Source organism: Streptomyces sp. NPDC032472, assembly GCF_040636955.1.
Lineage (GTDB): Bacteria > Actinomycetota > Actinomycetes > Streptomycetales > Streptomycetaceae > Streptomyces.
On the sequence record NZ_JBEZVK010000110.1, the window covers coordinates 1 to 14,950 of the forward strand.

Consider the following 14,950-nt stretch of genomic DNA (forward strand, 5'->3'; position numbering starts at 1 on the left):
GCGGCGCCCCCCCGGCAGGGGGGCGGGGGCGCAGCCCCGGCCCCCGCCGCCCGCCCTGCGCGTGCCGGGACGGGCGGCGGGGGTTCCAGGCCGGGCAGCGGCGCGGCCTGGCGGCGGCGGGGCCGCGCGGTCAGTCCGCGTACGTCTCGCCGCGCTCGGCCTTGGCGACCAGCGAGGCCGGCGGCAGGAACCGGTCCCCGTACTCCGCGGCGAGCTCCTGCGCCCGGGCGACGAACCCCGGCAGGCCGCCCTCGTAGCCGTTGATGTACTGGATGACACCACCGGTCCAGGCCGGGAAGCCGATGCCCATGATGGAGCCGATGTTGGCGTCGGCGACGGAGGTCAGCACGCCCTCGTCGAGGCAGCGGACCGTGTCCAGCGCCTCCGAGAAGAGCATCCGCTCCTTCATGTCCTCGAACGGGATCCCGGCCTCCGGCTTGGCGAAGTGCTCGCGCAGCCCCGGCCAGATCCGGGCCCGCTTGCCCGTCTCGTCGTACTCGTAGAAGCCGGCGCCGCCGCTGCGCCCCGGGCGGCCGAACTCGTCGACCATCCGGTCGATGACCGTGTCCGCGGGGTGCGGGGTCCACGAGCCGCCCTCGGCCTCGACGGCCTTGCGGGTCTCGTTGCGGATCTTCCGCGGGAGCGTGAGGGTGAGCTCGTCCATCAGGGACAGCACCTTCGCCGGGTAGCCGGCCTGGGCCGCGGCCTGCTCGATGGAGGCGGGCTCAAGGCCCTCGCCGACCATGGCGACGCCCTCGTTGATGAACTGCCCGATGACGCGCGAGGTGAAGAAGCCGCGCGAGTCGTTGACCACGATCGGGGTCTTGTTGATCTGCCGGACCAGGTCGAAGGCGCGCGCGATGGCCTCGTCCCCGGTGGCCGCCCCCTTGATGATCTCCACCAGCGGCATCTTGTCGACGGGCGAGAAGAAGTGCAGGCCGATGAAGTCGGCGGGCCGCTCGACGCCCTCCGCCAGCCCGGTGATCGGCAGGGTGGAGGTGTTGGAGCACAGCAGCGCGTCGGGCGCGACGACGTCCTGGATCTCCTGGAACACCTTGTGCTTGAGGGCGGTGTCCTCGAAGACGGCCTCGATCACGGCGTCGCAGCCCGCCAGGTCGGCGACGTCGGCCGTCGGCGTGATCCGGGCGAGCAGCTCGGCCCGCTTGGCCTCGGTCGTACGGCCGCGGGAGAGCGCCTTGTCGAGCAGCTTCTCCGAGTACGCCTTGCCCTTGGCGGCGGCCTCGGCGGTGACGTCCTTGAGGACGACCTCGATGCCGGCGCGGGCGCAGGAGTACGCGATGCCCGCGCCCATCATCCCGGCGCCGAGGACGGCGACCTTGCGGACCTTGCGGGGCTCGATGCCCTGGGGGCGGCTGCGGCCGGCGTTGACGGCCTGGAGGTCGAAGAAGAACGCCTGGATCATGTTCTTCGCGGTCTGGCCGGTGACCAGCTCGGTGAAGTAGCGGGCCTCGATGGTCAGCGCCGTCTCGAAGTCCACCTGGGCGCCCTCGACGGCGCAGGCCAGGATGTTGCGGGGCGCCGGGTACGGGGCCCCGTTCAGCTGCTTCTTCAGGTTCGCGGGGAACGCCGGCAGGTTCGCGGCGAACTTCGGGTTCGCCGGGGTCCCGCCGGGGATGCGGTAGCCGGGGACGTCCCACGGCTGCTTCGACTCGGGGTTGGCGTCGATGAACGCCCGCGCCTTGGCCAGCATCTCCTCGGGCGTGGCGGCCAGTTCGTGGACCAGGCCGTTGTCGAGGGCGCGCTGCGGGTTGTACTGGGTGCCCTGCAGCAGCACCTTGAGCAGTGCGTCGGCGATGCCCATGAGGCGGACGGTGCGGGTGACGCCGCCGCCGGCCGGGAGCAGGCCGAGGGTGACCTCGGGCAGCCCGATCTTCGAGCCGGGCGCGTCGAGGGCGATGCGGTGGTGGGAGGCGAGGGCGATCTCGTAGCCGCCGCCGAGGGCCGCGCCGTTGATGGCGGCGACGACGGGCTTGCCGAGGGTCTCGATGCGGCGCAGTGAGCTCTTGATCTCGGTGCCGGTGTCGAAGGCGAGCTGCGCGTGCTCGGGGCGCAGCCCGATCATGTCCTTGAGGTCGCCGCCCGCGAAGAAGGTCTTCTTGGCGGAGGTGTAGATGATGCCGCGGATGGAGTCCTTCTCGGCCTCGGCGCGGTCGGCGATCGCCGCGATGGAGTCCTTGAAGGCCTGGTTCATGGTGTTGGCGGACTGGTTGGGGTCGTCGAGGACCAGGGTGACGATGCCGGTCTCGTCCTGTTCCCAGCGGATCGTGGTGGACTCGCTCATGTTCGCTACTTCCGTGTCGGCCGTGTCGGAGGGGATCAGGGGGTTCAGGACGGTTCAGAGGCGCTCGACGACGGTGGCGACGCCCATGCCGCCGCCGACGCAGAGGGTCACGAGCCCGTAGCGCTTGTCCTGGCGCTCCAGTTCGTCGACGACGGTGCCGAGGATCATCGCACCGGTGGCGCCGAGCGGGTGGCCGAGCGCGATGGCGCCGCCGTTGACGTTGACCTTGTCGAGGGAGACGCCCATGTCCTTGACGAAGCGCAGGACGACGCCGGCGAAGGCCTCGTTGATTTCGATCAGGTCGATGTCGTCGATGGTCAGCCCGGCCTTGGCGAGGGCCTTGCGGGTGGCCGGGGCGGGGCCGGTGAGCATGATGGTGGGCTCGGAGCCGGAGACCGCGGCCGAGACGATCCGGGCGCGCGGCGTCAGTCCGTTGCGCTCGCCCGCCTCGCGGGAGCCGATCGCGACGAGCGAGGCGCCGTCGACGATGCCGGAGGAGTTGCCCGCGTGGTGGACGTGGTCGATCTTCTCGACCCAGTGGTACTTCTGCAGGGCGACGGCGTCGAAGCCGCCGAGCTCGCCGATGTCCGCGAAGGACGGCTTGAGCTTGGCGAGGGTGTCGGCGGTGGTTCCCGGGCGGATGAACTCGTCGTGGTCCAGGACGACCAGGCCGTTGCGGTCGGTGACCGGGACGACGGACCGGGCGAAGCGGCCCTCCTTCACGGCCGTTGCGGCGCGCTCCTGGGACAGGGCGGCGTACTCGTCGACGTCGCGGCGGGAGAAGCCCTCGATGGTGGCGATCAGGTCGGCGCCGATGCCCTGCGGGACGAAGTTGACGTCCCAGTTGGTCATCGGGTCGTTGAACCAGGCGCCGCCGTCGGAGGCCATCGGGACGCGGGACATGGACTCCACGCCGCCCGCGAGGACCAGGTCCTCCCAGCCGGAGCGGACCTTTGCCGCGGCCATGTTGACGGCTTCCAGGCCGGAGGCGCAGAAGCGGTTCTCCTGTACGCCGGCCACCGTGTCCGGGAGCCCCGCGGCGACGGCCGCGATGCGGGCGATGTCGGAGCCCTGGTCGCCGACCGGGCCGACGACGCCGAGGACGATGTCGTCGATGGTGGCCGGGTCCAGGCCGGGGTTGCGCTCGCGCAGGGCGTCGATGAGGCCGACGACCAGGTCGATCGGCTTGGTTCCGTGGAGGGAGCCGGTGGCCTTGCCGCGGCCGCGCGGCGTGCGGATCGCGTCGTATACGTACGCTTCGGTGCTCACTGGTCAAGCCTTTCGAGGGGAGGTTAGCCGAGCAGGGAACGACCGATGATCTCCTTCATGATCTCGGTCGTGCCGCCGTAGATGGTCTGGATGCGGCCGTCGGTGAAGGCCTTCGCGACCCGGTATTCGGTCATGTACCCGTAGCCGCCGTGGAGCTGCAGGCAGCGGTCGGCGACCCGTTTCTGCAGCTCGGTCGCCCACCACTTGGCCATCGATGCGTGGACGTGGTCGAGGAGCCCGTCCGAATGGTCGGTGATGCAGCGGTCGATGAAGGTGCGGGTGACGGCGCACTCGGTGGCCATCTCCGCGATCTCGAACCGGATGTGCTGCAGCTTGGCCAGCGGCCGCCCGAAGGCCTCGCGCTCCTTGACGTACCGGGTGGTGATCTCCAGCAGGTGCTCGGCGGCCGCGATGCCGGCCATCGCGATGCCCATCCGCTCCTGCGCGAGGTGGTTCATCAGGTGGACGAAGGCGCCGTTCAGCTCGCCGAGCAGGTTCTCCTTCGGGACGCGGACGTCGTGGAAGAACAGCTCGGCGGTGTCCTGGGCCTTCTGGCCGATCTTGTCGAGGTTGCGGCCGCGTTCGAAGCCCTCCGTCCCCCGCTCGACGACCAGCAGCGACAGGCCGTGCGCCCCGCCCTCGGGCGTGGTCTTGGCGACGACGATGACGAGGTCGGCGAGGATTCCGTTGGAGATGAAGGTCTTGGAGCCGTTGAGCAGCCAGTGGTCGCCGCGGTCCTCGGCGGTGGTGCGGATGCCCTGCAGGTCGCTGCCGGCGCCCGGCTCGGTCATCGCTATCGCCGTGATCGTCTCGCCGGAGCAGAAGCCGGGCAGCCAGCGGCGCTTCTGCTCCTCGGTGGCCAGGTTGACCAGGTACGGGCCGATGATGTCGTTGTGCAGGCCGATGGCCAGCCCGGGCGCGCCGGCACGGGTGAACTCCTCGGCGATCACGGCGGCGTAGCGGAAGTCGGTGTTCCCGCCGCCGCCGTACTCCTCCGGGACGGCCAGGCCCAGCAGGCCCTGCCGGCCGGCGGCGCGCCAGGCCTCGCGGCTGACGATGCCGTCCTTCTCCCACTGCTCGTAGTGCGGCAGCACCTCCTTGGCGAGGAAGGTGCGCACGGTCTCGCGGAACGCCTCGTGGTCGGCGTCGAAGATGCGGCGTTGCAACGGGGCCCCCTAGAGCCAGCTCTTGACGGTTTCGATCAGCCGGGCCGGCTCGGGGCCGACGGGCGTGATGTTGAGCATGGTGACGCCGGCCTCCCGGAAGGCCTCGATGCGCTCGCGCACGTACCCGGCGGGCCCGCACAGCGTCATGAGCTCGCAGAACTCCTCCGGTACGGCGGCCGCCGCATCGCGCTTGCGGCCGGAGAGGTAGAGCTCCTGGATCTTGCGCGCCTCCTCCTCGTAGCCGTAGGCGACGGCGAGGTCGTTGTAGAAGTTCTTGCCGACCGCGCCCATCCCCCCGACGTACAGGGCGATCTGCGGGCGCGCCAGGTCGCGTACGGCGGCCGCGTCGTCGCCGATGGCCAGCAGCCCGCCGGCCACCGTCTGCAGCGGGCCGAGCGCCGGGTCGCGCCGCGCGGCTCCCTCGGCGAGCGGGCCGCCCCACACCGCGGCGGCCTTCTCCGGGATGAACAGCGTCGGCAGCCAGCCGTCGGCGATCTCGGCGGTCATCGCGACGTTCGCCGGACCGAGGGAGGCGATGTACACGGGCAGGTCCGGACGGACGGGCCGGGTGAGGATCTTCAGCGGCTTGCCGTGGCGGCCGCCCTTCTCCGGCGGCAGCGGCATGTCGGTGATGCCGTGGTGGTCGATGGTCTCGCGGCGCCAGATCCGCCGGCACAGCTCGACGGTCTCGCGGGTCCGTCCGAGCGGCCTGTCGTACGGCTTGCCGTGCCAGCCCTCGACGACCTGCGGGCCGGAGGCGCCCAGCCCCAGCATGGCGCGGCCGCCGGAGAGGGCGTCGAGCCCGGCCGCCGTCTGGGCGATGAGGGCGGGGGTGCGGGAGTAGACGTTGACGATGGCCGAGCCGATCTTCATCCGCTCGGTGCGGGCCGCGAGGTAACCCATGATCGTCGGGGAGTCGAAGCCCCAGGCCTCGGCGACCCAGACGGCGTCGAGGCCCGCCGCCTCCAGGGCCGCCGCCTCGTCGGCGGCCCGGCGCGGGTCGCCGGCGTAGTCGAGCAGCATGGACAGTTCCATCAGGCGGCCCCGCCCTTCCCGGTGATGCCCGGCACGTCCCAGTCTCGGGCCACGGATGCGGTGTCCGCCCCGGGCTGGGCGGGGCCGCTGCGCAAGGCGGCGGGGGTCGCGGAGAACCGGGGCGCGGGGGCGGGCTGGGTGATCCCGCCGAAGTCGGTGAAGGTGTCCCGGGCGGCGAGGTGCGGGTGCTGCGGCGCCTCGCGCAGGGAGAGCACGGGGGCCACGCACGCGTCGCTGCCCTCGAAGACGGCCGTCCACTCCGCACGGGTACGGGACTTGAAACGGGCGGCGACGGCCTCGCGGAGCTCGCCCCAGCGGGCGAGGTCCTTGCGGGCGGGGGCCCGGTCGGCGATGCCGAGGAGCTCGGTGAAGGTGTCGTAGAACTGCTGCTCGAGCGCGCCGACGGCCATGTATCCGCCGTCGGAGGTCTCGTAGGTGCCGTAGAAGGGGCAGCCGCCGTCGAGGAGGTTGGCCCCGCGCCGGTCCTGCCAGCCGCCGGCCGCCATCATCCCGTGGATCATGGCGGTCAGGTGGGCGGTGCCGTCGACGATGGCCGCGTCGACGACCTGGCCGGCGCCGCCGGGGGTACGGGCGTGCTGGAGCGCTGCCAGGACGCCGATGACGAGGTAGAGGGAGCCGCCCGCGTAGTCGCCGACGAGGTTGGCGGGGACGGCCGGGGGCCCGTCCGGGCTGCCGATCATGCCGAGGGCGCCGGTGACGGCGATGTACGCGATGTCGTGGCCGGCGGTGGGGGCGAGCGGGCCGTCCTGGCCCCAGCCGGTCATCCGCCCGTACACCAGGCGCGGATTGCGGGCGTGGCAGTCGGCCGGGCCGACGCCGAGGCGCTCGGCGACGCCGGGACGGAAGCCCTCGATGAGGACGTCGGCCCGCTCGACGAGGTCCAGGACGAGGCCCGGTCCCTCGGGGTCCTTCAGGTCGACCAGGACGGAGCGCTTGTTGCGGTTGGTGACGTCGTACGCGGGGTCGATCGCGAGGCCGCCCCCGCCGGGGCGGTCCACCCGTACGACGTCCGCGCCCAGGTCGGCGAGGAGCATGGCGGCGAACGGGCCCGGGCCGATGCCCGCCAGTTCGACGACGCGCACGCCCGCGAGCGGACCGGCTCCTGTCACTGCCATCGAGCCCCCAGCGTCCCGTGTGGAGTGTGTGACACAACTGATGTAACACCAGCGATGCTAGAAATGTGTTCCACTCAGCACAAGAGCAAGCGCTTAGCCGTTTGACTCGATCCGCGCATCGAGCTCCTTGAGGTGCCGTTTGAGGGCGACGGTCCGGTAGCTCTCCTCCACCCACTCACACAGCACCTCGGCCGACGGCGCCCCCTTCTCCCCCAGCGGCACGGACACCCAGCCGGAGCGCCCCAGACCGTAGCCGGTCGGCGCCGCGCCGGGAGCCGTCATGGCGTGGCCGTGCAGCGCCTCGTCCTTGAGCTTGACCGACAGCCCGGGCGGCTGGGGGCCGTCGGCGTTGCCCAGGAAGACGAAGATCTTCTTGTTGACCTTCACGACGCAGTCCTCGGGACCCCACGGGAACTCCTCCACCGCCTCCGGCAACCCCCGGGCAAACTCCCGTACCGCCTCCCACTTGCGCACCGCAGCCTTCACGGAACACCTCCACTCAGCACAGGTCGCGCCCGCTCACTCGGACAGGCCGGTCCTCACGCTAGCCCCGGTGACCGGCACCCGCGGGGCAACCGGACCGAAGGCCTCCGACGATTGCCCCCCGACCTGGGGAAACCCCGTGAGCGATGTCGGCGGGGCTATGTACTCTGAGCGGGCTTCAGCCTTTGATCAAGGGCTCAACAACTTTCTTTGGGGGGGCTCGGTGTCCTATCGCCGACTCGCAGCATCCGCCGCCGTACTCGCGGCCGGCGTCTCTCTCATCCCGGGCATGGCCCACGCGGCCGACCCGTCGGCGGGGCAGGGCAAGGCCCACGGGGTCACCAAGCCCGACCTGGCCAAGGTTGCGCGCTCGGAGTCGACCACCTTCGACAGCCCGGCCGACCGCTCGGTCAAGCTGGCCCCGGCGGCAGGCAAGGGCAAGGCCGCCGCGCCGATGACCGCCGACACCGCCGCCGACATCACGGTGGGCCTGAAGGCCTTCACCATCAGCGCGCACGGCCTGGAGGTGGACACCACGCCCAACGGCACCACCAACCCGGTCTCCATCGGCTTCGACTGGGGCGACGGCACCACGGGCCAGGACAGCGGCACCGGCGGCCAGACCACCACCACGCCGCACCAGTACGCCAAGCCCGGCGGGTACACGATCAAGGTCACGGTCACGGACCAGGTCACGCAGGCCTCGTCCGTCAACCAGATCGCCGTCTGGACCTCGGGCTCGCACTACACCCCGTACGGCCCGACCCGCCTGCTCGACACCCGCAACGGCACCGGCGCCCCGCAGGGCAAGGTGCCCGCCTACACCGCGACGCAGCTGAAGATCGCCGGCAACGGCGCCATCCCGTCCAACGTGTCCGCGGTCGTCCTCAACCTCACCGTCACCAACGCGACCGGCGGCGGCCACATCACCGCCTTCGCCGACGGCACCGAGAAGCCGACCACGTCGAACGTGAACTACGCCCCCGGACAGACCGTACCGAACCTGGTCATCGTGCCCGTCAAGAACGGCTACGTCGACCTGTACAACGGCGGCTGGGAGTCGGTCGACCTCATCGCCGACGTCACCGGCTACTTCACCAAGTCCGCCTCCAGCGGCTACACGCCGCTGACGCCGCAGCGCCTCGTCGACACGCGTACCGGCCAGGGCACGGCCAAGGGCCAGGTCCCGGGCTACGGCACCTTCGCCACGCAGGTCGCCGGCATGGGCTACGTCTCGCCCTACGCCACCGCCGTCGCGCTGAACGTCACGGTCACCAACCCCAAGAGCGACGGCCACCTCACGGTCTTCCCGAGCGGCCAGCAGGCCCCGACCGCGTCCAACCTGAACTTCCGCACCGGGCAGACCATCGCCAACTCGGTGATCGTCCCCATCGGCCCCGACGGCAAGATCAGCGTCCGCAACGGCGCCTGGAACCCGGCCGACGTCATCGTCGACGTCGTCGGCTACTACAGCAAGGACAGCGCGAACGCGTTCGTCCCGGTCAAGCCGTCCCGCCTGCTCGACACGCGCGACGGCGCCACCTGGGCCTACGGACCGCTGGAGGGCCGCGCCTACATCTACATGCCGCTCTCCGACGGCCTGCCCCACACCAAGGGCTTCGTGCTGAACAGCACGGTGACCAACACCAAGGACAGCGGCTACCTCGCCGTCACGCCGGACCCGAACTCGCTGTACGACTACAAGAACGGCACGGAGGTCTGGCCGCCCACGCCGACCTCCTCCAATCTGAACTGGACCCCGGGCAAGACCGTCCCGAACCTGGTCCAGGCCGCCACCGGCCCGTCCGGAATCATCGACTTCTGGAACCAGAGCGACGGCAACATCGACGTCATCGTCGACATCTTCGGCGTCTACGAGGACAACTGAGCCACCGGGCACCCACACCGGTAGGCGCTGATCGCCCCGGGGACGGCCTTCGCGGCCACCCCCGGGGCGATTCCGGTTTCGGAGAGATAACGCAGGTGGGGGCCAGTGTTAAGCCGTTCCGGTGCTCGGTACTCTGAGCGCACTTTCGGCCCTGACAGGGGGCTCACGAACCGTTTGGGGGCTCGGTGTCATACCGGCGACTCGCAGCATCCGCAGCCGTACTCGCGGCCGGCGTCTCTCTCATACCCGGCATGGCCCACGCGACCGGCCCGGCGACCGGAGGTTCCGGCGGCGTCAGCCAGCCCGACCTCACCCAGGCCGAGGCGGACACCTCCACCACGTTCACCAGCCCGGCCGGGGACTCCGTCCAGCAGCCGCTGCCGACGGCGCAGAACCAGGCCGCCGACGCACCGCAGACGGCGCCGCAGACCGCGCCCGCGACGGCCGCCGCCAACCCCACCCTCGCGGTTGCGCTGTCCGCCGCCTCGGTCACCGCGCACGGCTTCAAGCTGGACAGCTCCATCACGAGCGCGACGACCCCGCTCGACGTCACCGTCGCCTGGGGCGACGGCACCACCACCGCCGCCACGGCCTCCGGCACGCAGGTCGTGTCCTCGGAGCACACGTACGCGGAGCTCGGCACCTACACGGTCAAGGTCACCGTCGCGGACAAGGCCGCGGGCACCGAGGTCACCAACGAGCTCAAGGTCACCACCGAGGGCTCCGACTACACCCCCTACGGCCCGACCCGCCTGCTCGACACCCGCAACGGCACCGGCGCGGCCAAGGCCAAGGTCGCCCCCTACAGCTCCGCCCACGTGAAGATCGGCGGCAACGGCGGCATCCCGGCCGGCGTGACCGCGGTGGTCCTCAACGTCACCGTCACCAACACCACCAGCGGCGGCCACATCACGGCCTTCGCCGACGGCGACGACAAGCCCACCACGTCGAACGTGAACTTCGCCCCCGGACAGACCGTCCCGAACCTGGTCATCGTGCCGGTCGGCGCCAACGGCTACGTCAACCTCTACAACGGCGGCTGGGAGTCGGTCGACCTCATCGCCGACGTCACCGGCTACTTCACGCAGTCCGCGTCCAGCGGCTACACCTCCCTCCCGCCGGAACGCTTCGTCGACACCCGCTCCGGCCTCGGCAGCGCCAAGGGCCAGCTCGGCGGACAGAACTCCTTCGGCGTCCAGATCACCGGCAAGGGCCAGGTGCCCGCCTCCGGCGTCACCGCCGTGGCCCTCAACGTGACGGTCACCAACCCCAAGGAAGCCGGCCACCTCACCGTCTACCCGAGCGGCCAGCAGGCCCCGACCGCCTCGAACCTGAACTTCACCGCCGGCCAGACCATCGCCAACTCGGTGATCGTCCCCGTCGGTCCCGACGGCCGCATCAACATCCGCAACGGCGCCTGGGCCGGCCTCGACGTCATCGTCGACGTCGTCGGCTACTACAGCCCCGCGTCCCAGGCCGCGTACCTGCCCTTCGCGCCGGAACGGCTCATCGACACCCGCGACACCGCCGTCTGGGACGGCCCGCTGGGCGGCCGCGACTACATCTACCTGCCGATCGCCCCCGGCGAGCCCGGCGTCAAGGGCTTCGTCTTCAACGCCACGGTGACCAACACCAAGGACAGCGGCTACCTCGCCGTCACGCCGGACCCCAACTCCATGGACGAGTACGACACCGGCAACGCGGCCTGGCCGATTCCGCCCACCTCCTCCACCCTGAACTGGACGACGGGCAAGACCGTCCCGAACCTGGTCCAGGCGAGCACCGGCTCCCACGGCATCATCGACTTCTGGAACCAGAGCGACGGCAACCTGGACCTCGTCGTCGACGTCTTCGGCGTCTACGAGGACAACTGAACCACCTGCTCGAACCACCGGTTCGAACCACACGTCACGAACCACGAGTTCTGAAACCAGTGGTTCCGAACCACCAGAGGGTGCACCACTGAACCACAGCGCCCCGGGAACGGCCGCCCCGCAGCCGCTTCCCGGGGCGCTGCCCCGTATCCATCCGTACGCCACGGGCAAGCGAGGAGCCACGATGACCGCACCGACCCCGCTCAGAACGCCGGCCGCGCAGGAACGCCCCTACGACGTCGTGCTCTTCGGCGCGACCGGGTTCGTGGGAGCACTGACCGCCGCCTACCTCGCCGCCCACGCCCCCGCCGGCTGCCGCTGGGCCCTCGCCGGCCGCAACCTTGGCAAACTGGAACACCTCCGCGACGACCTCGCCGCCCTGGACCCCGCCTGCGCCCACCTGCCGCTGCTGCAGGCGGACTCCTCGGACCCGGCGGCCGTACGGGAGCTGGCCGCCTCCACCCGCGTCCTCGCCACCACCGTCGGCCCGTACGTCCTGCACGGGGCGGAGCTCGTCGCCGCCTGCGCCGAGGCCGGCACCGACTACGTCGACCTCACCGGCGAACCCGAGTTCGTGGACCGCACGTACGTCGAGCACGACGCGCGGGCCCGCGAGACCGGCGCGCGCCTCGTGCACGCCTGCGGGTTCGACTCCATCCCGGCCGACCTGGGCGCGTACTTCACCGTGGGACAGCTGCCGCAGGGCGTGCCGCTGCGCGTCGACGGGTTCATGCGGTCCAACGCCATGTTCTCGGGGGGCACCCTGGCCTCCGTGCTCACCGCCCTGGGCCGCGGCCCGCAGACCCTGGCCGCGGCGCACGCCCGACGGCTGCACGAGCCCCGGCGGCCGGGGCGCCGCGTACGGGGACCGCTCGGCGCGCCGCGCTTCAGCCGCGAGACCGGCACCTGGGCGCTGCCGCTGCCCACGCTGGACCCCCGCATCGTGACCCGGTCGGCGGCCGCACTGGAGCGCTACGGCCCCGACTTCCGCTACCGGCAGTACGCCTCCGTCAAGCACCTCCCGGTGGCGGTGGGCGGCACGGCGGCGGTGGGCGCGACCGCCGTACTGGCGCAGCTGCCGCCCGTGCGGCGGTGGCTGACCGGCCTGTGGGAGCCGGGCCGGGGGCCCGACGCCGAGCGGCGGGCGCGCAGCTGGTTCAGCGTCCGCTTCGTCGGCGAGGGCGGCGGCCGCCGGGTGTACACCGAGGTGTCGGGCGGCGACCCGGGCTACGGCGAGACCGCCAAGATGCTGGCCGAGTCGGCGCTCTGCCTCGCGTACGACGCCCTGCCGGAGCGGGCCGGCCAGCTCACCACGGCGGTGGCGATGGGCGACGCCCTGCTGGACCGGCTCCAGAAGGCGGGGATCCGGTTCCGGGTGGCCCAGGTGCGGTGACGGCGGGGGCCGCGGGCTAGGACGCCTCGCGCAGGGCCCGCCTGCACAGGGAGTCGGAGTGCCGGGTGGTCTCCGGGATCCGGAAACGCGGGCTCAGCGCGAGGGCGTGGGCGCAGGCGTTGTCGAGGGAGATCCGGTGGCCGACGGAGACGTACACCGGCTTGATCCCGTCCTGGGTCCGCAGCGCCCGCCCGACGACGGCGCCGTCGGCCGCGAGCAGCGCGGCGGCGTCGCCGCGGCGGGCACCCGGTTCCTCGTAGGTGAAGGTGAACGGGTTCTTCGCGACGCCCATGGTCGGCAGCCCGGTGACCACCCCGAGGTGGCATGCCAGCCCGAAGCCGCGGGGATGGGCGAGGCCGTAGCCGTCGCAGACGACCAGGTCGGGGGCGGCGGTCAGCGCGTCGAGGGCGGCGAGGACGGTGGGCAGCTCCCGGAAGGCGAGCAGCCCGGGCACGTACGGGAAGCTGACGTGCCCGACCGCGGTGCGCTCCTCGACCACGTCGAGGGTCGCGGCGTCGAGGACGACCGCCGCGGCGGCGACGAGGTCCCGCTCGTCGTCGTACGCGACGTCCACCCCGGCGACGAACCCGCGCCCGGGCGGCGGACCGGCCTCGTCGAGGACGACCAGATTGCGCAGTTCGTCTTGTATCGCCCGGGCCTCGGCCTCGCTGGCGGGGGTCTTCACACTCGTCATGATGCTGCGAGAGTAACCTGACGATCATGTTCGTCATGGAGCTCACGTACACCGCCCCGATCGAAGCCATCGAAGAGGAGCTGGACGCTCACATCGCCTGGCTGGACACCTACTACGCCTCGGGCGTCTTCATCGCCTCGGGCCGCAAGGTCCCCCGCGACGGCGGCATCATCCTGGCCGCGGGCGTCTCCCGCGCGGAGGTGGAACGCATCGCGGAGGAGGACCCCTTCACCACCGCGGGCGTCTGCAGCTACCGCATCACGGAGTTCATCGCAACGAAGACGTCGGGCGACCTGGCGGCGGTACGGGAGACGCTGGTGTAGCGGGGGCGGGGGCGGACTGCTGGGCGGTGCCTCGTAGGGGCGGGGTCACGGTGGACCGGGGTCGGAGGGTGTCCGGGGGCGTCCCGGCCGCCCATTGTCCTTTCGGTTCGCGCCGGCTCGTCAAGGGCGCTCCTGCGTCGCGTCGCTGCGCGATGGCCTTCGGCCACCCTTGACAAGCCGACACGAACCGAAATGCCAAAGAGCTGCCGGGAAGCCCCCGAAGGATGGCCAGGGGGAACAATCCACACACGGCCCTCGCCAGAGAGGGCAGGTCCGGGTCGGGAGGTGCAGAATCCTTCCTCCCAGGACCACCACCCCTCCCCAGCCCCGGGCATACGGGCAGCCGAGCCCCAAAACCCCCTTCAATGGCCCGCTCCGAAGCCAAGGGGCCCCAACCTGCACGAAACGACGAAGAAATGACCGCCAGGAGCGGGGAGACGCCCCAGATCGCTACGCGCTCCTCTTTTCTCGGCGTCCAACGGCCGTCTGGGGCTGATAGCGCACCAGATCGCTACACGGTCGCGCACGTCTCGGCGGCTGACGGCCGTCCGTGGCTGGCAGGCGCACCAGATCGCTACACGGTCGCGCACGTCTCGGCGGCTGACGGCCGTCCGTGGCTGGTAGGCGCACCAGATCGCTACGTGGTCCCTCACGTCTCAGCGGCAGACGGGTATCGAGGGCCAGTGGGCGCACCAGACCGCTACGGGGTCCTTCCCGTCTCAGTGGCAGACGGGTGTCGAGGGCTGGTAGTCGCGGCAGACCGCTATGTACGACGGGTCGACATACGAGGGAGTGGGCCAGTGGCCTACTGACGGCGGGGACGAGAAGGATCTTCGTGCAGCGATGGAAGGGACAGCACAGGGTGGAGTTAGCGAGTCGGGCGAACGGGCCCGCCAGCCATCTGCCCGCTCTCGACCGCCCACGACGGTCGGTCGCCGTCCATGGGCGAGCGCCCTTCACTCGTGGGCGGCTTATGAGCGACCCCAGACCGTCCGCAGCCGCCAAGTCCCGGACGGCGCGTAGCGATCTGGTGCGCCTACCAGCCCCAGTCGGCCGTCGGCCGCCGAGAGAAGAGCAGCGCGTAGCGATCTGGGGCGTTCCCCCGCTCCTGGCGGTCATCTCATCGTCGTCTCGTGCAGGTTGGAGCCTGCCGGCTCCGGAGATGCGTCTCAGGGGGGCTTGGGGGCTCGGCTACCCGCATGCCCGATGCCGGGCGGGGATGGGGTCCCGGGAGGAAGGATTCTGCGCATCGGGACCCGGACTGCCCTCTCTGACGGGGGATGAGTCTGGAATTGACCCCCTGGCCATCCTTCGGGGGCTTCCCGGCAGCTCTTTGGCATTTCGGTTCGTGTCGGCTTGTCAAGGGTCGCCGAAGGCGATCGCGCAG

The 14,950-nt window shown here is 71.4% G+C and carries 11 protein-coding genes; 4 read left to right on the forward strand and 7 right to left on the reverse strand.

Annotated features, from left to right (window positions below; translation table 11 throughout):
- Positions 1–130: 130 nt before the first annotated feature.
- From AB0F11_RS35365 to AB0F11_RS35390, 6 genes are all read right to left on the reverse strand, one after another.
- Complete coding sequence (locus tag AB0F11_RS35365; protein ID WP_362183064.1) at positions 131–2,302, reverse strand: 3-hydroxyacyl-CoA dehydrogenase NAD-binding domain-containing protein; 2,172 nt, start codon at positions 2,300–2,302, stop codon at positions 131–133.
- A gap of 54 nt (positions 2,303–2,356) precedes the next feature.
- Positions 2,357–3,571: an acetyl-CoA C-acetyltransferase gene (locus AB0F11_RS35370; protein ID WP_362183067.1), complete on the reverse strand. Its 1,215-nt coding sequence runs from the start codon at positions 3,569–3,571 to the stop codon at positions 2,357–2,359.
- A gap of 23 nt (positions 3,572–3,594) precedes the next feature.
- Positions 3,595–4,737, reverse strand: coding sequence for an acyl-CoA dehydrogenase family protein (locus AB0F11_RS35375; protein ID WP_362183070.1), 1,143 nt, complete (start codon positions 4,735–4,737; stop codon positions 3,595–3,597).
- 9 nt (positions 4,738–4,746) lie between these two features.
- Entirely contained in the window at positions 4,747–5,772 is a 1,026-nt protein-coding gene (locus AB0F11_RS35380; RefSeq protein ID WP_362183073.1) for an LLM class F420-dependent oxidoreductase, read from the reverse strand.
- A complete protein-coding gene (locus AB0F11_RS35385) occupies positions 5,772–6,908 on the reverse strand; it encodes a CaiB/BaiF CoA-transferase family protein (protein ID WP_362183076.1) in 1,137 nt (378 codons plus the stop codon). The genes AB0F11_RS35380 and AB0F11_RS35385 overlap by 1 nt, the downstream gene beginning before the upstream one ends.
- A 93-nt stretch (positions 6,909–7,001) precedes the next feature.
- Positions 7,002–7,394: an MmcQ/YjbR family DNA-binding protein gene (locus tag AB0F11_RS35390; protein WP_361910487.1), complete on the reverse strand. Its 393-nt coding sequence runs from the start codon at positions 7,392–7,394 to the stop codon at positions 7,002–7,004.
- Positions 7,395–7,680: 286 nt separating this feature from the next.
- On the opposite strand from AB0F11_RS35390, the gene AB0F11_RS35395 reads away from it, so the two are divergent.
- The 3 genes from AB0F11_RS35395 to AB0F11_RS35405 all read left to right on the forward strand — a co-directional run bounded on the left by AB0F11_RS35395 (position 7,681) and on the right by AB0F11_RS35405 (position 12,546).
- Positions 7,681–9,279 (forward strand): hypothetical protein, encoded by a 1,599-nt coding sequence (locus tag AB0F11_RS35395; RefSeq protein WP_362183079.1) that lies wholly within the window; start codon positions 7,681–7,683, stop codon positions 9,277–9,279.
- A gap of 251 nt (positions 9,280–9,530) precedes the next feature.
- Positions 9,531–11,153: a hypothetical protein gene (locus AB0F11_RS35400; protein ID WP_362183082.1), complete on the forward strand. Its 1,623-nt coding sequence runs from the start codon at positions 9,531–9,533 to the stop codon at positions 11,151–11,153.
- A 184-nt stretch (positions 11,154–11,337) separates the two neighbouring features.
- Entirely contained in the window at positions 11,338–12,546 is a 1,209-nt protein-coding gene (locus AB0F11_RS35405) for a saccharopine dehydrogenase NADP-binding domain-containing protein (RefSeq protein ID WP_362183085.1), read from the forward strand.
- A gap of 16 nt (positions 12,547–12,562) precedes the next feature.
- Here AB0F11_RS35405 and AB0F11_RS35410 read toward each other — a convergent pair whose 3' ends face one another.
- Entirely contained in the window at positions 12,563–13,240 is a 678-nt protein-coding gene (locus AB0F11_RS35410; protein ID WP_362183088.1) for an endonuclease V, read from the reverse strand.
- 26 nt (positions 13,241–13,266) lie between these two features.
- Here AB0F11_RS35410 and AB0F11_RS35415 point away from each other — a divergent pair, with 26 nt between their 5' ends.
- Positions 13,267–13,563: a YciI family protein gene (locus AB0F11_RS35415; RefSeq protein WP_362183091.1), complete on the forward strand. Its 297-nt coding sequence runs from the start codon at positions 13,267–13,269 to the stop codon at positions 13,561–13,563.
- Positions 13,564–14,950: the final 1,387 nt, after the last annotated feature.